Annotated in this window: 13 protein-coding genes and 1 pseudogene; 9 read left to right on the forward strand and 5 right to left on the reverse strand. The window is 68.8% G+C overall.

Annotated features, from left to right (window positions below; genetic code table 11):
• Positions 1-75 precede the first annotated feature (75 nt).
• The 3 genes from ACGFNP_RS19790 to ACGFNP_RS19800 all read left to right on the forward strand — a co-directional run bounded on the left by ACGFNP_RS19790 (position 76) and on the right by ACGFNP_RS19800 (position 5,461).
• Positions 76-3,282 carry a BTAD domain-containing putative transcriptional regulator gene (locus ACGFNP_RS19790; protein ID WP_393321557.1) on the forward strand — a complete coding sequence of 1,069 codons (3,207 nt, stop codon included), beginning with the start codon at positions 76-78 and terminating at the stop codon, positions 3,280-3,282.
• A 971-nt stretch (positions 3,283-4,253) separates the two neighbouring features.
• The gene (locus tag ACGFNP_RS19795; protein ID WP_358316638.1) at positions 4,254-4,595 is read left to right on the forward strand and encodes an Lsr2 family protein; all 342 of its coding nucleotides are present in this window, start codon (positions 4,254-4,256) and stop codon (positions 4,593-4,595) included.
• A 98-nt stretch (positions 4,596-4,693) separates the two neighbouring features.
• Positions 4,694-5,461, forward strand: a complete 768-nt coding sequence (locus tag ACGFNP_RS19800; protein WP_393320371.1) for a hypothetical protein — start codon at positions 4,694-4,696, stop codon at positions 5,459-5,461.
• Positions 5,462-5,500: 39 nt separating this feature from the next.
• Here ACGFNP_RS19800 and ACGFNP_RS19805 read toward each other — a convergent pair whose 3' ends face one another.
• Entirely contained in the window at positions 5,501-6,193 is a 693-nt protein-coding gene (locus ACGFNP_RS19805) for a helix-turn-helix domain-containing protein (RefSeq protein ID WP_358316632.1), read from the reverse strand.
• Between the two features lie 107 nt (positions 6,194-6,300).
• Here ACGFNP_RS19805 and ACGFNP_RS19810 point away from each other — a divergent pair, with 107 nt between their 5' ends.
• Positions 6,301-7,335, forward strand: coding sequence for an alpha/beta hydrolase-fold protein (locus ACGFNP_RS19810; protein WP_393320374.1), 1,035 nt, complete (start codon positions 6,301-6,303; stop codon positions 7,333-7,335).
• A gap of 322 nt (positions 7,336-7,657) precedes the next feature.
• Here the strand turns inward: ACGFNP_RS19810 and ACGFNP_RS19815 are convergent, their stop codons facing one another.
• A complete protein-coding gene (locus tag ACGFNP_RS19815) occupies positions 7,658-10,954 on the reverse strand; it encodes a BTAD domain-containing putative transcriptional regulator (protein WP_393320377.1) in 3,297 nt (1,098 codons plus the stop codon).
• A gap of 143 nt (positions 10,955-11,097) precedes the next feature.
• On the opposite strand from ACGFNP_RS19815, the gene ACGFNP_RS19820 reads away from it, so the two are divergent.
• From ACGFNP_RS19820 to ACGFNP_RS19835, 4 genes are all read left to right on the forward strand, one after another.
• Positions 11,098-11,328: a hypothetical protein gene (locus ACGFNP_RS19820; protein WP_358316620.1), complete on the forward strand. Its 231-nt coding sequence runs from the start codon at positions 11,098-11,100 to the stop codon at positions 11,326-11,328.
• Positions 11,329-11,416: 88 nt separating this feature from the next.
• Positions 11,417-11,944, forward strand: a complete 528-nt coding sequence (locus ACGFNP_RS19825; RefSeq protein WP_393320381.1) for a MauE/DoxX family redox-associated membrane protein — start codon at positions 11,417-11,419, stop codon at positions 11,942-11,944.
• 16 nt (positions 11,945-11,960) lie between these two features.
• Complete coding sequence (locus ACGFNP_RS19830; RefSeq protein ID WP_393320384.1) at positions 11,961-12,521, forward strand: TlpA family protein disulfide reductase; 561 nt, start codon at positions 11,961-11,963, stop codon at positions 12,519-12,521.
• Entirely contained in the window at positions 12,518-14,434 is a 1,917-nt protein-coding gene (locus ACGFNP_RS19835) for an ABC transporter ATP-binding protein (RefSeq protein ID WP_393320387.1), read from the forward strand. Before ACGFNP_RS19830 ends, ACGFNP_RS19835 begins: the two co-directional genes overlap by 4 nt.
• A gap of 50 nt (positions 14,435-14,484) precedes the next feature.
• On the opposite strand, the pseudogene ACGFNP_RS19840 reads toward ACGFNP_RS19835, so the two are convergent.
• Together ACGFNP_RS19840 and ACGFNP_RS19845 are read right to left on the reverse strand one after the other, a co-directional pair.
• Positions 14,485-14,751 (reverse strand): annotated as a pseudogene (locus ACGFNP_RS19840) (S24/S26 family peptidase); the annotation flags it as partial.
• On the reverse strand, positions 14,751-15,518 hold the full coding sequence (locus tag ACGFNP_RS19845) for a BTAD domain-containing putative transcriptional regulator (RefSeq protein ID WP_393321560.1): 768 nt from the start codon (positions 15,516-15,518) through the stop codon (positions 14,751-14,753). The pseudogene ACGFNP_RS19840 and the gene ACGFNP_RS19845, both read right to left, overlap by 1 nt.
• A gap of 277 nt (positions 15,519-15,795) precedes the next feature.
• Here ACGFNP_RS19845 and ACGFNP_RS19850 point away from each other — a divergent pair, with 277 nt between their 5' ends.
• Positions 15,796-17,304: an MFS transporter gene (locus ACGFNP_RS19850; RefSeq protein WP_393320390.1), complete on the forward strand. Its 1,509-nt coding sequence runs from the start codon at positions 15,796-15,798 to the stop codon at positions 17,302-17,304.
• Here the strand turns inward: ACGFNP_RS19850 and ACGFNP_RS19855 are convergent.
• Positions 17,295-18,452, reverse strand: a complete 1,158-nt coding sequence (locus ACGFNP_RS19855) for an alpha/beta hydrolase family protein (RefSeq protein WP_393320393.1) — start codon at positions 18,450-18,452, stop codon at positions 17,295-17,297. The genes ACGFNP_RS19850 and ACGFNP_RS19855 overlap by 10 nt on opposite strands.
• Between the last annotated feature and the right edge of the window lie 5 nt (positions 18,453-18,457).

Raw genomic sequence — 18,457 nt, forward strand, 5'->3', positions numbered from 1 at the left:
GGCGCCACAACGTCGCCACGATCTCTCCGTGATGCAGGAAGGCTCGACGTAGCCGTGTTCGGCATTCTCGGCCCTGTGCAAGCTCTCCGCGCAGGCCGTCCCGTCCACCTTTCACCAAAACAGCGGTCCATACTCAGCGTGTTTCTGCTCTACCCCAATGTGACCGTCTCCATCGAGCACTTGATCGAGTGTGTGTGGGACGACCCGCCCTCGTCCGCGGTGTCGAATCTCCAAAGCTACGTCACCCAACTCCGGCGATCCGTCATCCCTGACCTCATCACCCGAGACCAGGGCTATCTCCTGCGCCTCGAACCGGACCAGCTCGACCTGCTCAGCTTCGAGAACACGGTACGTGAGGCGCGCCGCCACGCGGACGCCGGCGACCTCGCTGTCGCCAACGACGAGTACCGCTCCGCTCTGTCGCTGTGGCGGGGCCGCCCGGCCGAGGACGCGGCGCTCAGTTCCTCGATGACGTCCCGAACCGGTGCTCTGGAGGAGCTGGCGCACACCGTACGAGCCGAATGGAGCGAGATTCGCCTGGAGCTGGGGCTGCACGCGGAAATGATCGGGGAGCTACGAGCACTTGCCGACAGCCATCCCCTTCACGAGCGCGTCTGGCGTCAGCTCATTCTGGCGCTCCATCGATCGGGAAGGCGGGGTGAGGCGCTGGAGGCGTACCGCCGAGTCCATGCGGTGCTCGCGAGCGAGCTGGGCGTGGAACCAGGATCCGACCTCCAGCACCTGCACCTGGCGATTCTCCGGAACGACGCATCGCTGGCCTCGCCAGAGCGCAAAGCCGTGCGACGTCTCGTTCCCCGGCAGCTTCCGCCGGCGGTGGGCCGGCTCGTCGGAAGGCATGCCGAGCTCGACCGGCTGGAGGAGTTCTCCGCTGGAGGCCGGCACGCGATTCTGGTGGTCGGAGCCGCGGGAGTGGGCAAGACCACGCTCGCCCTCCACTGGGCACATCGCCTGGCCGATCGGTTTCCCGATGGCCAGTTGTTCCTCGACATGCGGGGGTTCGACCAGACGCCACCGATGACCACAGCCGAGGCTCTACCGCGCCTGCTGCAAGCGCTTGGCCAACCCGCCGAGGACATCCCCGTGGAAGTGGATGCTCAGATCGGTTTGTACCGATCGATCCTTGCGAGACGGCGAGTTCTCGTGGTGCTGGACAATGTCGCCGCGCCGGAGCAGCTGCGTCCCCTTATGCCGGGAGAGCCCGGGTGCCTGCTGCTGGCAACCAGCCGAGACCGGCTGAGTGGGCTTGTCGCGTTGGAGTCGGCCAGACGGATCACGCTGGAGGTGCTCGATCCAGCCGAAGCCGTCGATCTGCTGGCCGACCTCGTGGGGCCGGACAGAATACGTAGAGAACCACATGCTGCCGCTCGTCTGGCCGAACTCTGCGCGCGGCTGCCTCTAGCCCTGCGTGTCGCGAGTGCCCGGCTCGCGGATCGTCCCCACCAAACGCTCGCCCAGTACGTCAAAGAGCTAAGCGATCATGGTCTGCTCAGCCAGCTCGAGGTCGCCGGTGACCAGCGAACAGCGGTACGCGGGGCGGTCGACCGATCGGTTGAGACGCTTTCTCCGGCGGGGCGGAGACTGTTTCGGCTGATCGGACTGGTGCCGAACTCGGGAATCACCGTCGCGGGAGCGGCGGCCCTGTCGGGCAATCCCCTATCTGAAATAGCAAAGCTCCTGGACGACCTGGCGCGGGTTCATTTGGTCAGCGCCGGGCCGAACAGCTACTCCTGTCATGACCTGCTGGTCACGTATGCCGCCGCGCGGAGTGAGACAGAGGACCTGCCCGGCGAACGGGAGGCGGCGATCCGCCGGTACATGGATTTCTACCTGCAGACGATCACCAACGCGGCCGAACACGTAGTCGACGTACGGCTGGTGGAACCAGTACCGGCTGCGGGACCAGCGACAGACGTGACGCCACTGTCCTTCGGCAGTGCGGCCGATGCGCAGAGCTGGCTCGATCGGGAGTGGGACACCATTGCCGTCCTGATCGCCCGAGCGGCGGAGCACGGCCCTCGCTCTCTGGTGTGGCGGCTGGCCGATGCCCTGCGGGACATCCTGACATGGAGACGGCCCATCGCCGAGTGCCTGCGCATCGCCGAACTCGGGCTCGACGCCGCTCGAACGGATCAGGACGGCGTGGGACAGGGCGCGATGCTGCTGTCCATCGGCTATGCCCGGTGGCGGATCGCCGACCTGGACGCCGCCCTCGATGCCTACGATCAGGCCATGCCCTTTCTGCGCCGGGCCGGTTTCCGCGCGGGTGAATCGGCGGTCCTACGGGCCAGCGGTGTGGTGTTAGCACAGAGCGGGGCATCTGAGCAGGCCATCGACCGATTCGAGCAGGCCCTGGTCATCGACCGGGATCTCGGCAATCGGGTGGCCGAAACATCCAGTCTCGGCAACCTGGCGGCGCTGTATCTCGATCTCGGACGCCTCCGCGACGCGGAAGAGCGGCAACGGCAGGTGCTCGCGGCCGCCGGCGAAAATGGCCAGCGCCAGCTCGAAGCCGTCATGCTCACCAACCTCGGAGTGATCCAGCGAGAGCTGGGACTGCTCGACAGCGCCCTGGCCACGCTCAACAAGTCGAGGTCTGTCGGACGCGAGATCGGATCCGCTTATGCGGAGACCAATGCGCTCGAATGCCTCGGAAAGGTGCATCTGGAGGCTGGCCGCTATGACTCCGCACGCCAGGTCCTGTCCGACACGATCTCCCTGGCCAGGAGCACCGAGAACCCTGAGGTTGAGGGGCGCGCACTGACCTGCTTGGCCCTGGCGAACCTCCGGCTTGGTCATCTCGGAGAAGTCGACGGCCACCTCACGGCGGCGTCGATCATCGCGGAACGGGTCAGTCACCTGCAGAATCACGTCGAGCTGTGGCTTGCACGATCAGAGCTGGCGCGTGTCCATGGCCGGCACGCGGAGGCTCTTGAACACGCCGACCGCGCCCGCCACCTGGCCGGCAAAGGATTCACCCTGGCGCTGGGGAAGGCGCACAGCGCCACAGCCGCCGCACATCTTGGGCTAGGCAACATAAATCCCTGCAGAGATCACTGTGAAGAAGCCCTGCGAATCTGCCGACAAACGGGTCAGCGACTCTCCCAGGCCCGAACGATGATCATTCTAGGCCATATTCATCGGAGAACGGGAAATGAGATCGAGGCTCAGTCACTATGGCGGCACGCACTCGCCATAGTGACTGAGGCCGGTGCGCCAGAACAGCAAGACATCTCAGCACTGCTGCGACAAGTAACGCGATGACCGAAAGAACCTTCGTTGGAACTGATTTCACCTCTCCCTCGAAAACGAGTTCACCGGACGTGGAGGCTCATCGGGGAGAACCAACCGGAGAAGGATGGTGTCGTCCCGGCGGGATCGGCGCACCATAACCCGTACAGTCGGTACTCAGCTGGAACATGGCCGCAGTCCTGGAACCCGTGTTGATCGCCGACTTGGCCCGTTGACCCCAGCCCTGACGAGGTCGTCGCACGTCGGCTCGGTATGTCGGTAGGGGCCTGCCGTCGGCACGTCGCGGCGCTGCTGCGCAATCTCGACTCGGTCAGCAGATTCCAGGCGGGAGTACATGCCGCGTCGGTGGGTCTGCTCTCGCGGGAGGTCTGAGCTCGGGGCCCGATGAGGCGACCGGCCGGCAAATTGCCGTGACGTCCGACTCGTCGTCATCATCTCCACCGAGCATCGGACGGGCCGACCGCTCCACGCCGCATGGCGGAACTGCCTGCGAGGCGGTTCAGCAACGCCGTCATGGAGCCTGTCGTGTCATCGGCCGGAGAATTTCGGCGGGCGGCGTTCCCGTAACGCGCGCGCAGACCCTCATGCGGGTCGTCCGTCGTCTGGGCGAGCGCCCCGGGCGGTGGTGGCGCGGATCGTCATAGACGACATCACATTATGTCTTCCCAATCTCCCGAAGACATTTGCCCAGTGATCCAGAGCCACCGAATTCCGCCACCCAGCACTCGCCCTGTGAGATCGATAGCCGAAGCTGGATATTTCCCCTGCCACAAGATGTTCGAGCCGGGCTCAAAGGGCGCCTGTCGGCGCAAGTACCGCTGGAACACTGGCAAGATGGGGAGACGTCGCGGCCCCGGTGAATGTGGAGCGGTCCCGTTTGGGCCTCCTTCTCTGGGAATAGCAATCTTTCGGGTATGTGGTTGACGCGCCCCTGCAAGGCGATACAGTACCCGAAACCTCATAACACATATTGGAGCGCCGGCATGGCCAAGCAGATCGTTGAGTCTTTCATTGACGACATCGACGGAAGCGAAGCGGAGAAGACCACCACCTTCGCCATCGATGGCACCAGCTACGAGATCGACCTGTCGGGCAAGAACAGGGAAGATCTGGAAAAGGCGCTCGCACCCTACATCACCGTCGCTCGCCCCGTCCGGGCCGAGCGCTCCGGGCGTGGCGGCCACGGGGCCGACTCCACCTCCCGGGCCATGAACCGTGAGAAGTCCTCCGAGATCCGCAACTGGGCCAAGGCTCACGGCTTGCCGGTGAGCGAGCGAGGCCGCATCGCCGCGACCATCGTGGAGAAGTACAAGGCGGCTCAATAGCCGATGCCGGTCAGAGCCCTCTCCACGATGGAGGGGGCTTTCAAGCGTGGCTTCCTGCCCTTGCACCTTCAGATGATTAAGCGAGAGAGATGGGATCGTTGGCGGCGGAGCTGGCCGACTTCAAGGTTGCGCACCTGTATCAGGAAAGGCGCGTCGTCAGGGTTTGCGGCGTGGACGACCTGCGGGAAGAGGCTCTGGAGGCCGTGGCGGACAGCACCGCGCCAGTGACCTACCAATCCCTCCATGGCGACCTTATTACGGCGACGGGCGAGATTTTCCGGCTGCTCGACACCCTTCTTGAAAAGCGACTGCCGGAGGAGTTCGCGCCGCTGGCGGAGCGCGAGCATTGGGAAGACGACGACGAAGACGCCGGGCCCCTGCCGGCCGGGCCCGGACCCTACGGTTCGGGTGTGCGGGCCCTGGGGTCCACCGGCGAGCGGATAACCCTGATCCCCGACGGGAATCTTGCCTTGCCCCAAGCCAGGTTCGGGGACGAAGACGATCAGCCAGACGACGATGCCCCGCATCGTCGAGAGCCTTGGCAGGAGGTGACCGGTGCCCCCGACCTCCTGCGGGCCTGGCTGATCGGCCGGATGCGCTGGACGATGAACGACGGCGACTACAGCGAATCCCCGCGGACCGAGCAGGAGCGAATCCAGCTTGCCGAGACACAAGCCGGCCGAACAGAGCTGGCAGACCGCTTTCTCACCGCGTTCCCGCCGGAGCGGAGTCGCTATTTTGCCGGTGCGCATGCCGGTTGGGACCGTTGGTCTGAGGACTACCTGTCCCGCGACGAAGTGATCGCATTCGCCTCCGAAGACCACGTGGCGGTTCTCTGGATCGCCCTGTATCGCTTTTACGGGTGAACCGCGTCGACTCGGATAGCCGGAGCGTCGTGGAAAGGATCACCCAACGGAGGTGTCGAAGCCTGACGGGCCGAGTTTCCTCTCCAAGATCCTGATGATCTTGCCGGATTCGTCGTTCGGGCCCGGGACGTAGTACGGCTTCCCGTCGCGGCCGAAAGTGATCGCCGACGACTCGCCCTCCCACTTGCCCAGGACGTGGGAGGCCGAGTCGAAGGTCACGAACGGCTCCAGGTCCATCGTGCGGGCATAGTCGATCGCGCCGAACACGAGATGCTGAGCCAGCTCGATCGGCGCCTCCTGCCAGCCCACGTAGTCGCTGAAGAAGTATTCGCGGAACCGGCTGAGCTGCCGGTCGTCGATGACATCCGGCCCGATCAGGTCCTTGACGCCGGTGCAGTAGACGTCGGCCAGGTAGCCGCAGACCGTCATCCGGTCCCAGGTGTGGCGCCGGGCCACCAGCACGGACACCCTGCCGTCCAGTCCTTCGGCCGACGGCTTCTCGTCGACCCAGCCGCGGGCGGGGTCGACGGTGAGGCCGGTGCTCCAGCCGACGTTGATCCAGCAGCCGGCCACCTCGGGCTCCCCCGCCGCCGCGCTGCCCTCGGCCGCCACCGCGCGTACGAGCGGGGCCACCACCGACGGCGACACGCCCAGCGTGCGGGCGATCTCCTTCGGAGACCTGCCTTCGGCTCGCAGCTCGCGTACCCGGTTCTTCAGTTCTGCGCTGTCCACGGAGGAAGCCTAGCGACTCCCGACGCCCCGGACGGCCGCACGCCGCCGAGGCGGAGATGGCAGGCTGATCCCAAGAGCCCATATGGGGTCGAGAACGGGAGAAAACCATGCTGCCCTGGTACGACGAGCTCGCCGGCCGCCTCGACCACAACGTCATCGACAGCGAACTGCTGCGCGGCAACCCCCTCGGGGATCCGCACGAGCGCCCCCTGTACGTGTACGTCCCTCCGGGGTACGACGACCACCCCGACCGGCGCTACCCGTCCATCTACGTGCTGCAGGGCTACACCGGTCATGTCGCCATGTGGTTCAACCGGACCCCGTTCCGCCGGACGTACCCGGAGCTGGCGGACGGCGTGTTCGCGGCCGGTGACGTGCCGCCCGCGATCATCGTGTACGTCGACGCGTGGACCTCGCTGGCCGGCAGCCAGTACCTCGACTCGCCCGCGACCGGCCGCTACCACTCCTACCTGTGCGACGAGGTCGTACCGTGGGTGGACGCCCGTTACCGCACGCTGGCCGGCCGCGACCACCGCGCGGTCACCGGCAAGTCCAGCGGGGGCGGCGGGGCGATGGTCACCGCCATGCTGCGGCCGGACGTGTTCGGCGGGCTGGCCACTCATGCCGGCGACTCGCTGTTCGACGTCAGCGTCCGTGCCATGCTGCCGCCGATCGTGCGGCGGTTGCGTGACATGTACGGCGGTTCGTACGACAAGTTCCTGGCCGACTTCCGCAGCAGGATCGCCGGGACCAGGGAAGACGACCTCGACCTGCTGGAGATCTACGCCTACGCGGCGGCGTACTCGGCCGACGAGGACGGCACGGTACGCCTGCCGTTCGACGACACAGGCGCCGTCATACCCGAGGTGTGGGAGCGCTGGCTGGCGCGCGACCCGGTGGTGATGGCGGCGCGGCCCGAGTACGCCGCGGCGTTGCGGTCGATGCGGGCGATCTGGGTCGACGCGGGCACCAAGGACGAGTACTACCTGGACTTCGGCGCCACGGCCTTCCGGCGGGCGCTGGAGGCGGCGGGGGTGCCGGACGAGCGGATCTATTTCGAGCTGTTCGACGCCGGGCATGGCGCCATCGAATACCGCTACCCGCTCGCCCTGGCCTGGCTGAGCCGCCGCCTCTCGCCTTAACCTCGAGCCGGTCGTCGACAACAGCGGTATCACCCCCAGGTGACGACGTTAAGTGCCATTGTTATTACACACAGTGGCATTTAGTGGACAGGGGGATATTTCAATGCCCTTCGATGACTTCGACAGAAGCCGCCAGCGCGGGTTGGATGATCATCTCCGGCGGCTCCAGCGGTCAAGCGACGACTCGGAAAGGAGACGCAAGAGTTGGGACAGGCAGAACACCTGGGAAGGCATGGGCGCGGTTGAGATCTTCCTCTCCGTCGTGGGCGTCATCATCCTCTTGATCATTATGGCGAGCCATCGGTAAGCGCTGCGGAAGCCGTCAGGCCAGGTCGGCCGCGTCGTCGAGCTTCAGTCTGCCGCCCCGCTCGTACGCGGCCCCGAACTCCGTCTCACCCAGCGCCTCCATGGCCGCCCCGGTGACCCGCGCGATCTCGGCCAGCTCCGACGGAGCGGCGGGCGTCTGGTTGTGCTCGCGGACTCCCGCCGCCAGCCCCAGCAGCCGGGCCGCCCGCTCGTGGTCGCCCCCGGCGGCCGCTGCGGAGGCCAAGCCCTCCACGGCCCACGTCGCCGAGCGCGGGTCGCCGATGCGCTGCGCGGCCGTCAGGGCCTCCAGGTGCAGGTTCCTGGCGGTCGCGGCGTCGCCGCGCAGCTCGATCAGGTAGCCGAGCTCGGCGAGCGTGTCCGGCAGGTGCAGGGCCGGCTCGACGCCGGGGCCCCGGGAGATCCCTTCGAGCAGGTGGTTCAGGTGCTCCTCCGCCAGGTCGAGGTGGCCGCCACGGCGCTCGGCGTAGGCGAGCCCCATCTCGGACATGATCGAGATCTCCCGATGGCCCTGCCCGGAGGCGATGTGCAGGGCCCGCCCGCACAGCTCCACGGCCCGCTCGAACTCCCCCGCGTGGAGCGCCATCCAGCCCAGCCAGGCGGTGCGCCCAGCCACCTCCGGCCAGAGCCCGAGGTCCTCCGCCATCCGCAGCCCGTCGGCGAACAGCCGCCTGGCCCGCTCCACGTCGCCCCCCATCTCGGCCAGCCCGCCGAGCCACTCCGTGGCCTGGAGCACTCCCCACCGGTCGCCGAGCTGCCGGAACAGCCGCGCGCTCTCCTCGCCGTCGCGTTCCAGTGCCACGAAGTCCCGTTGCGTGAAGGCGTCCCGCGCCCGCCGGCTCAGCGCCGCCGCGATCCCCCACTGGTCGCCCATGGCCCTGAACCTGGCCAGCGCGCCCGACACCAGCTCCTGCCCGGTCAGCATGTCGGGCACCGCCCACCCGAGGAACCACTCGGCCCTGGCCCGCCCACCCGGGTCCTCGATCCGATCGAGAGCGGATCGCCAGTCGACGTCCTCCCCCAGCTTGAGAGCGAACCCCGCCCGCCACGCCCCCGCCCTTGCCCAAGCGGCCACCGCACCGCCTTCAACAGCCGCGCTGTCCGCGATGGCCAGCGCCGACTCCAGCGACCGTCGCCCTTCGGCCAGCCGGCCGCGCAGCACCCAGTACCAGGCCAGCGCGTTCACCAGCGCCAGCGCACCGGCCGCGTCGCCGGCCCCGGCCGCCGTGTCGAGCGCCGCCCGCATGTTCGCGGCCTCCGCGTCCAGCCGCAGCAGCCACTCCCGCTGGGAGTGCCCATACAGGAACGGCTCAGCCTGTACGGCCAGCGCCGTGTAGTAGGCCGAGTGCGCCTGCCGTACCCGATCCAGCTCGCCCGCCTCCGACAACCGCTGCAGGCAATACTCCGCCACCGACTCCAGCAGCCGGTACCGCATGCCCCCCGTACCGTCGGCCACGACCACCAGGGAGCGGTCGACCAGCCGCGCGAGCAGGTCGAGCACGTCGAGCCCGTCCTCCGCGCAGGTCTCCTCGGCGGCCTCCAGCGTGCAGCCGTCGGCGTGGACGGCCAGGCGGCGCAGGACGGCGCGTTCGGGCTCGGTCAGCAGTTGCCAGCTCCAGTCGATCACCGCCATCAGCGTCTGCTGGCGCGGCGGCGCGCCGCGCTGCCCGGAGGCGAGCAGCCGGAACCGGTCGTCCAGCCGGGCCACCACCCCTTGTACGCCGAGCGCGCGCACCCGGGTCGCCGCCAGCTCCAGGGCCAGCGGGATCCCGTCGAGCCGCCGGCAGAGCTGCGCGACCGCCCCGGCGTTGCCCGCGTCGAGGGCGAAGCCGGGGGCCGAGGCGGCGGCCCGCGTCACGAACAGCCGGACCGCGTCGGCCCGCGCCACCTCGCCGGGGTCGGTGCCGGCGGGCACGTCCAGCGGCGGCACGCTCCACAGCACCTCGCCGGCCACCGCCAGCGGTTCCCTGCTGGTGGCCAACACCCGCAGCCCGGGTGCGGCCCGCAGCAGCCGGCCGGCCAGCTCGGCGACCTGCTCGATCACGTGCTCGCAGTTGTCGAGGACGAGCAGGAGCTGCCGGGAGCGCAGCGCACCGGCCAGCCGGTCGGCGAGCGGCTTCCCGTCGGAGTCCTCGCGGATGTCGAGCGCCGCCGCGACGGTCTCCGCCACCACCCGCCCATCGACACCGGCCGACCGCACTCGCTCGTCGACGCCGGCCGACCGCGCTCGCCCAGCGAGATCCGGCGCCCGGTCGTCGACGCCGGCCGGCCGTGCGCGATCGCCCACCCGTTCGTCGGCGTCCGGCGAGCGGGTTGCCCGGTCGAGGGGGGCGAGTTCGACCAGCCAGGCGCCGTCGGCGTACGCGTCGGTGAGCCGGGTGGCGGTCTCCAGGGCCAGCCGCGTCTTGCCGACGCCGCCGCTGCCGGTCAGGGTGACGAGCCTGCTGTGCTCCAGGAGCGTACGGACCTCGGCCAGCGCGCCGTCGCGCCCGATCAGGTCGCTGAGTGAGGCGGGCAGGTTCGTGGCGGGCCGGGCGGCGGGGCCGCTCAGAGCCGGATCCTGTCCGAGGATCGCCTGGTGCAGGGCGGCCAGCTCGGGCGCCGGATCGAGGCCGAGCTCGTCGGCCAGCCGCTCGCGCAGGTCGGCGTAGCTCGCGAGCGCCTCGCTCTGCCGTCCCGCCCGGTACAGCGCTCGCATGTGCACGGCCCGCAGCCGCTCTCGGAGCGGGTGCCGGTCCACCAGGTCGCCGAGCTCGCCCACGAGCAGGCCGTGCTCGCCCAGCTCCAGGCGCGCCTCGGCGTGCTGTTCGAGGGCGGAGAGCCGCTGCTCCTCCAGCCGGAGGATCGCGGACCTGGTGTACTCCTCGTCGGCGAAGTCGGCGAACGCCGGGCCGCGCCACAGCGCGAGCGCGTCGGACAGGAGCTCCGCCCTGGTCCGCGGGCTCTCGGCCGTCTCGGCCCGGGCCAGCAGCTCGGCGAACCGCGCGGCGTCGACCGTACCGTCAGCGGCTCGCAGCAGGTAGCCGGGCGCGCGCGAGACCACCAGGTTCTTGCCGCCCGGCTCGGCGTCCTCCAGCGCGCGCCGCAACTGTGAGACCCGCACCTGGAGCGCGCCCGCGGAGTTGACCGGCGGCTCACCGGCCCACAGGTCGTCCACGAGTCTGTCGGACGACACCGGCCGTCCCTCGTCCACCAGCAGGTCGGCGAGCAGCGCGCGGACCTTCAACCCGGGGATCGTGACGGGCTCCCCCTGGTCGGTCCATACGGCCAGCGGCCCGAGCACCCCAAAGCGCATAAAGGCCACCTTAAGCGCGCGAGAAAGGTGCTTCCAAGATCCGAGTCGGCGCCCGGGCTTCAATACCGCGACCACACCGGCGGCACACCCGGCAGTGCCAGAGTCGGACAGGGAGAAGATCGCTCTCTGTCTCGGGAGAAACCATGGTCCAAACACTCCAGCGGCTCGCCGGACGACTCGCCGACACCACGGTGAACGCCCTGCTGCCGAAGGCGACCGCCAACGCGGCAGCCTGTGTCAACTGCCCGTCGGTCGCGAACCGGTGCAACTACTTCTGCTGTGGTACCACCGCCTCGCGCATCCACCTGTACAGCTGCTGCATGAACAGCAGTCTTCACTGCACCTGCCAAGTAGAGATCTACGACTACTGCTGATCCGCTCACTTCCAGACGGACCGGGCCGGCGGCGCGATGCTCGTCCATCGGCCCGGTCACGTCAGTGACCCGCGGACCAGGAGGGATCATGCACTGTCTCGCACTGCTGTCCCGCTGCTTGATCGCCGGCGTCCTGGTGCTGGCCGTGGTATCGAAGCTGCGCGGGCCGACGGACGTCGAGTCCGCCGTCAGCGAGCTGCTGAAGGTCGCACGGCAACCGGTCGGCCGCCGGCTGGTCCGGCTCCTCATTGCCGCCGAACTGGGTGTGGCGGCCCTCGTGATCGCGCCGGGTACGGCACCGGCCGGACTTGCCGCAGCCACCGTCCTCATGTGGGGCTTCGCCGCTTTCGTGGCGGTGATCGTACGTCAGCGCCGACGGATCCCGTGCCCTTGTTTCGGACCGTCGCGGACCCCGCTGGGACCGGTGCACGTCGTGCGTAACGTCGCGCTGGGGGCGGTCGCGGCCGCGGGCGCGGCGGCCCTGGCGTACGCGCCCGCGACCGCGCTCCAGCCCGGAGAGGTCGTGGTGACGCTGATCGCGGCCGCGCTCGGAGTGTGTCTGGCCGCATTCTCCGACGACGTACACGCACTGTTCTCCGATCCGACCCGGACCTGATGAGAAAGGGGTTCTCGTGACCCTTCCTGAGGCCGTTCTGGCCGTGATTCTGGTGGCCAATCTGTTCCTGACCTTCGGCGTCGTCCGTCGGCTTCGCGACCACACCACGCGATTCGCAGCGTTGGAGAACCCGTTGGAGGGCGGCCTCGGCGTCGGCGAAACCGTGGCGGACTTTCACGCCGTCGCGGCGGAGGGTTCCGCCGTCTCCGCCGCCGACCTGCACGACTCGGTCACCGTCGTGTCCTTCGTGGCCACCGGTTGCCACAGCTGCGAGGAGCAACTGCCAACGATCCGCTCCAAGGCCGACGACGCGGTGGCGGGCGGCGCGCGGTCGATGATCGTCGTGGTGAACGTACGGGCCGAGCGCGAGGAGGCCGACCAGCTCATCGCTGCCGTGGAAGGTCCCGGCACCGTGGTCGAGGAACCGCTCGGCGGGTCGATGCAGACGGCGTTCGGCGTCAAGCGGTACCCGAGCTTCTTCCTCGTCGGACCGGACAGGACGGTCATGGCCACGCCCGGGGCCGCGGACGCGCTGCCGACCGTGGAACTGCGGAGAACCGCAGAGCTCCGTTCATGATCGACGACGGAGCCCCCAGACGGTTCGCCACCGCGGCGGGCCTCGCCTGGCGGGCCGCCCCAGTGACGACGATCGTGGTGCTCGGCGCGACGCTCGCGCTCGGTGCGAGCCCGGTGGGGGCGGCGCTCTGCGGCAAGCTGCTGATCGACCAACTGAGCTCTGGCGTCACGGGCCCTCCGACCACCCTGATCCTCCTCGCCGTGGGACTGGGTGGCGCGTTGCTGGTGAGCTATGTCGGCAACGCCGCCGTCAGCTACCTCGAGGACCAGCACGCGCGACGGCTTGAGATGATCGTGCAGGACCGGCTGTTCGGCAAGCTCAACAGCCTGCACGGGCTGGAACTGTTCGAGCGGCCCAATTTCCATGACCGGATTCAGCTGGCGCTGCGCGCCGGTCAGGGCGCTCCGCACCAGTTGGTCTGCTCGGCCCGCTCTCTGCTGCAGGGCACGATCCAGCTGATCGGGTTCGTAGGCGTCCTGCTGGCAGTCAGCAGGACCGCGGCGCTGCTCCTGGCCGCGGCCGCGATTCCGCGGCTGGCGGCCGAGCGGCGGCTGGCGAAGGACCGCGTCGGTCTGCTGGCGGCTCTGAGCCCGGTGCAGCGGCGCCAATACTTCTACAGCCGCTTGCAGTACGAGCCGCGGGCGGCCAAGGAGTTGCGCGTGTTCGGGCTGGGCGGGTTCTTCCAGGAGCGCATGCGGGCCGAGCTCGCGGCCATCCACGTTTCCCAGCGCGGGCTCGACCTGCGGATCCTGCGTGTACAGGTGATTCTGGACGCCGCGACGGTGGCGGCCATGGCGCTCGCGGTCTGGATCGTCGTCGCGGATGTGTCCGCCGCACGCGCAACGCCGGGCGACATCGCGATCATCCTCACCGCCCTGCCGGTAACGGCCAGCGCCGCCACGGCAGTGGTACACCAGTTGTCCGTCGGGTCGGAGGCCCTGCTGTCCATCGGCCATTACCTCGACATCATGGCCACGGACAACCACCGGCCGACCGCTGGTGGGGTCGCCGCACCCGAGCTCCGAAAGGAGATCGTCTTCGACGACGTGTGGTTCCGCTACGGCGACGATCTACCCTGGGTGCTCAACGGCGTGAGCTTCCGCATCCCCCTGCACCAGTCGGTGGCTCTCGTCGGCGTGAACGGGGCGGGGAAGAGCACCATCGTCAAGCTCCTGGCCGGGCTGTACCAGCCGACGAAGGGCCGCATCCTGTGGGACGGCGTCGAGGTGAGCCGGCTCGACCCGGCGTCGCTGCGCCGGCGGATCGGCATGGTGTTCCAGGACTACATGACGTACGACCTGAGCGCGCTGGAGAACATCGGCGTAGGCGACCTGGAGACGCGCTTCGATCTGGCACGGATCAGGGATGCGGCCCGGCTGGCAGGAGTCGACGGCGCCGTCGAGCGGCTCCCTCGCGGATACGACACCATGCTCAGCCTCGTGCACTTCAGCATGGGGGAAGAGGACGACAGCCCGGGAGTTCAACTGTCCGGCGGCCAGTGGCAGCGGATGGCGCTGGCACGGATGCTGCTCAGGAGCGACCGCGACCTTCTGATCCTCGACGAGCCGAGCTCGGGGCTGGATCCCGAGGCCGAGCATCAGGTCCATCAGGTGGTGCACGAACACGGCGCCGGCGTGACCCGCTTGCTGGTGTCGCATCGGCTCAGCGCCGTACGCATGGCAGATCACATTGTCGTGGTGGAGGACGGCAGAGTCTCGCAGACGGGCTCGCACGCTGACCTGCTTCGCACCGGCGGCCGCTACGCCGAGCTCTTCCGTATGCAGGCGGCCGGCTATCGAGACGAGGACGGGAGACCGGGAGCCTTCCCGACCATCGAGCCGACGACCGAGACGATCGGGACGGGGCCGAACTCCCTGGAGTCCAGGTCGGCACCCGCATCACCAAGCAGGTAAATGTGGCCGGCAGGCACGATTCTCCCATCCGGTTGGAGGTCACCGGCGACAGCGGAGACACGTTTGACGAGAAGCGCGGGGTTGGCGGCAGTGGTGGGCGGCATCCCGGGGAGGACCAGGCCGTCGGGCGCCCGGCACACCACGACGGCGTCCCGCTGGATTCGCCGGCGGCGCCACCGGGCGACGATCACTCGGTCCCCGTCGCGCAGCGTCGGCTCCATGCTGCCGCCGCGGACGGTGACGACCACGAGCGCCGCCCGTGCCACGACGATCGCGACTCCGGCCGAGATCACGACGCCGAACAAGACAGCCCACATCACAGCACCACCTCCGGCCGCATGGGCTTTGCCTCGGTCAGTTCGCAGTCATTGTCGAGAATACGAAGAAGGAGCCGCTGCAGCCACGGACTCGGTTCCACGCCGAGCTCCGCCACCAAATACGATCGCAGTTTGTAGAACACCTCGAGCGCCTCCGCCTGCCGATGGCTCCGATAAAGCGAGAGCATGAGCTGCGCGTGGAATTCCTCATTGAACGGATATTCGCTCACCATGACGCTGAGCTCGGGCGTGATCGCCCGATGCCGGCCCATTTCCAAATCTATGTCGAACCGCGCCGCCAACGCGCTGAGCCGCAACTCCTCGAGCCTGGTGCGCGAAACGACGATCTGCGGGGTCGCCGGTACGTTCGTCAACGCCTGCCCGCGCCACAGCGCCAGTGCCTCACCCAGCAACCGCCCCGCCGACGGCAGGTCACCGGCGGCCGAGGCCTTCCTTCCTGCGCAGATCAGTTGTTCGAACTGCGAGAGGTCGACATCACCCGCCTGCAGGCGGTACCCGTGGTCCACGGTCTCGATGTGCCGGTGGTGAGAGCGATCGAGCAGGCCACGCAGGCGCCAGACGTACCCGTGGACGGTCTTGCGCGCGCTCGGCGGCGGCCGATCGCCCCAGAACTCCTCCATCATTCGCGTCACGCTCACCGGCCGACCGGCATTGATCAGAAGGACGGCGAGCACTAGTCGCTGCATGGAAGCGGTTATTCTTATCGGCTCTTTCTGATCGACGATTTCCAGCGGGCCGAGCACCATGAAACGCACTGAAGCCTCCTTTGTTCCCGAGGTGGTCTTGCCGACGCGAGCAACGGTGGCATCGTGGCGATCCTTTCTGGCAGATCTCTGGCAAACAGCCGCCGCATGAGACGTGAGATCAGAAGCGGCAGGCCCGCGGCCGGGTCGCCCGCGGTCACCCGCTCCATGTTGACCGGCGGCCCCAGCACCCCAAAGCGCAAGGGAGCCACCTTAAGCGCACGAGAAGTGGATCTGAAGGCCGCTCCAGCACGGTGGACGCAACGGAAAGGGGACCATCATGAACACCCTCGCTGGACGCCGGGAATGGATCGGGCTGGGCGTCCTGGCCTCGGTCGCGCTGCTTCTCTCGCTCGACGTGAGCGTCCTGTATTTGGCGCTGCCGCACCTGAGCGCCGACCTGGGCGCGACCGCGCCGCAGCAGCTGTGGATCCTGGACATCTACTCGTTCATGCTGGCCGGGTTCCTGGTCACCATGGGAACGCTGGGCGACAGGATCGGCCGCCGCAGGCTCCTGCTGATCGGCGCCGCCTGCTTCGGCGTCGCGTCGGTCCTGGCCGCCTTCTCGGTCAGCGCCGAGATGCTCATCGCCACCCGTGCCCTGCTGGGCATCGCGGGGGCCACGCTGATGCCGTCGTCGATGGCGTTGCTGCGCAACATGTTCCGGGAGCCGAAGCAGATGGGGACCGCGATCGGGATCTGGTTCAGCTGCTTCATGGTCGGCATGGCTCTCGGCCCCCTGGTGGGCGGCCTGCTGCTGGAGCACTTCCGATGGGGGTCGGCGTTCCTGCTCGGCGCGCCGTTCATGGTGCTGGTGCTGGCCACCGGGCGGACGCTGCTGCCGGAGTATCGCGACCCGTCCGCCGGGCGGCTCGACCTGTCCAGCGTCGCGCTGTCGCTGTCCGCCATCCTGCCGGTCATCTACGGGCTCAAGGACGTCGCCAGGAACGGTGTCAACCCCACTGCCCTCGCCGCCGTCGTGTTCGGTGTGGCCGCGGGCGTGGTGTTCGTCCGCCGCCAGCGCCGCCTGGTCAGCCCGCTGCTCGACCTGCGTCTGTTCGGCAACCGCGCGTTCGCCGCCACGCTGGCGATCCTGTCGCTCGGTGGCGTGGTGATGTCGGGCACCACGCTGATGTCCACGACGTACCTGCAGACGGTCGCCGGGCTGTCGCCCCTGGCCGCCGGGCTCTGGCTGGTGCCGCAGAACCTCGTGATGATCGCCGCGCTGACCCTCGCCCCGGCCGTCGCCAACCGGTTCGGGACGGCGTACGTGATGGCGGCCGGGCTCGTGGTCAGCGCGGCGGGGCAGTTCCTGCACACCCAGGTGCCCAGCGTCGGCGGAACCTGGCTGGTCGTGGCCGGGCTGATCCTGGCCTCCGGCGGGATCGCGCTGCCGATGGGCGCGGGCAACAGCGTGATCATGGCCGCCACCCCGGTGGAGAGGGCCGGTTCGGCGGCGGCGCTCTCCGAGACCTCGGGCGAGTTCGGGGTGGCCGTGGGCGTGGCCGTGCTGGGCAGCCTCGGGACCGCCGTCTACCGCGGCCAGTTGCCGGACACGCTGCCGGTGGAGGGTGCCCGCGAGAGCATCACCGCCGCCGTGACCGTCGCGAAGGATCTGCCCGGCGTACTGGAGATCGCCAGGGCCGCCTTCACCACCGGGCTGAACACGGTCGCCGCGGTCGGCGCGGTCGTCTTCCTCGTCCTCGCCGCCGTCACGATCGCGGTGCTCCGCCGGCACGACAGCCCCGCGCGGGAGGCATCGGCACTAGTGACGGGGCCTCACGACTGAGCGCAGGTCGCGGGGCAGAACTTGACCTCGGGGTAGCGCGAAGACGGCTTGTCCAGAAGGGGCTGCCGCTGCGACTTCAGGTGCTGGTCGAGGAAGGCCGCCACGTAGGTGCGGGTGAGCTCGGCGCCGCGCGCCGCGCCCAGGACGTCGGGGAGGGGTTTGATGCCGAGGATGCCGGACAGCAGCGGGCCGTCGGTGAAGGACTGGTGTTCCGCGCCTGTCAGCACGAGCCAGCGCTTCCACCCGGTCAGCAGCTTCCAGTCGCGGTCCCACGAATTGTCGGAGCCTCCGGAGACGTGCGGCGCCGAACCCAGGAACATGAACGGCCGGGTGAACCCGCTCTTGGGGATCCGGGCGTAAGTGGTGCCGTCCATGTCGATTCCGGCGCGCACTCGGGAGTCCTTCACCATGGCCGCCATGGCGGCGGCCCCGCCGATCGACTGGCCCACCATCGCGATTCTGGAGCGGTCGATCAGCTGAGAACCATCCCATTTCTTCGGCAACTGGTCGAGCACGAAGGAGACGTCGGCCGCCCGGCCCTGGGCCACCCCCGTGCCGAAACCCGGGTCCGTGTCACTGTCGCACGCGAGGCACTCCGCGACCCGACCGCCGGGGAAGGTCGTGGCGTAGCTCTCGTAGGTGTGGTCGATGCCGGCCACGACGTACCCTCGGCTGGCCAGGTCCTCGGCCAGGGAGGTGAGGGTGCTCATCGGCTTGGTGAAGCCGGGGGAGAGCACCACCAGCGGCAGCGTCTTTCCTGCGGGTTTGGCGTCTTTGATGGCGTTCGTCCGTGTCTTGCTCAGCGTGTCGGACGGCACGCCCGCGATCCTCAAGCCCTTCAGGGTGAGCTCTGATTCCTTGGGCGTCATGTACGGCGCCCGCTGCCCGTCGTGCTGCTCGGTCGGATACCAGAGGGTGACCTTGAGCTCCCTGGCATCCACGTCGAGGTTCCAGGGATCGGGGCGGGAGGTGTCCTTCAGGTACAGGGCGGTGGTGCCGACCGGGTGGGCGCCGGTCGGGGCGGGCAGGGTGACGGGGCCGGTCGGGATGGGCGACGGGTTGGCGGCGGCCCGGGGCGGCGCGGGTGCGGAGCAGGCGGACGCGGCGAGGACGGCCAGTCCCGCGGCGACGGCCAGGAGCAGTCTCATGGAGA

This window comes from Nonomuraea sp. NPDC049269, from assembly GCF_043197155.1.
GTDB lineage: Bacteria > Actinomycetota > Actinomycetes > Streptosporangiales > Streptosporangiaceae > Nonomuraea.

Excerpts from the sequence above, each read along its gene's own strand:
- ACGFNP_RS19795 (WP_358316638.1), top strand. The coding sequence starts at position 4,254 with ATGGCCAAGCAGATCGTTGAGTCTTTCATTGACGACATCGACGGAAGC.
- ACGFNP_RS19810 (WP_393320374.1), top strand. The coding sequence starts at position 6,301 with ATGCTGCCCTGGTACGACGAGCTCGCCGGCCGCCTCGACCACAACGTC.
- ACGFNP_RS19815 (WP_393320377.1), bottom strand. The coding sequence starts at position 10,954 with ATGCGCTTTGGGGTGCTCGGGCCGCTGGCCGTATGGACCGACCAGGGG.
- ACGFNP_RS19820 (WP_358316620.1), top strand. The coding sequence starts at position 11,098 with ATGGTCCAAACACTCCAGCGGCTCGCCGGACGACTCGCCGACACCACG.
- ACGFNP_RS19825 (WP_393320381.1), top strand. The coding sequence starts at position 11,417 with ATGCACTGTCTCGCACTGCTGTCCCGCTGCTTGATCGCCGGCGTCCTG.
- ACGFNP_RS19835 (WP_393320387.1), top strand. The coding sequence starts at position 12,518 with ATGATCGACGACGGAGCCCCCAGACGGTTCGCCACCGCGGCGGGCCTC.
- ACGFNP_RS19845 (WP_393321560.1), bottom strand. The coding sequence starts at position 15,518 with ATGGTGCTCGGCCCGCTGGAAATCGTCGATCAGAAAGAGCCGATAAGA.
- ACGFNP_RS19850 (WP_393320390.1), top strand. The coding sequence starts at position 15,796 with ATGAACACCCTCGCTGGACGCCGGGAATGGATCGGGCTGGGCGTCCTG.
- ACGFNP_RS19855 (WP_393320393.1), bottom strand. The coding sequence starts at position 18,452 with ATGAGACTGCTCCTGGCCGTCGCCGCGGGACTGGCCGTCCTCGCCGCG.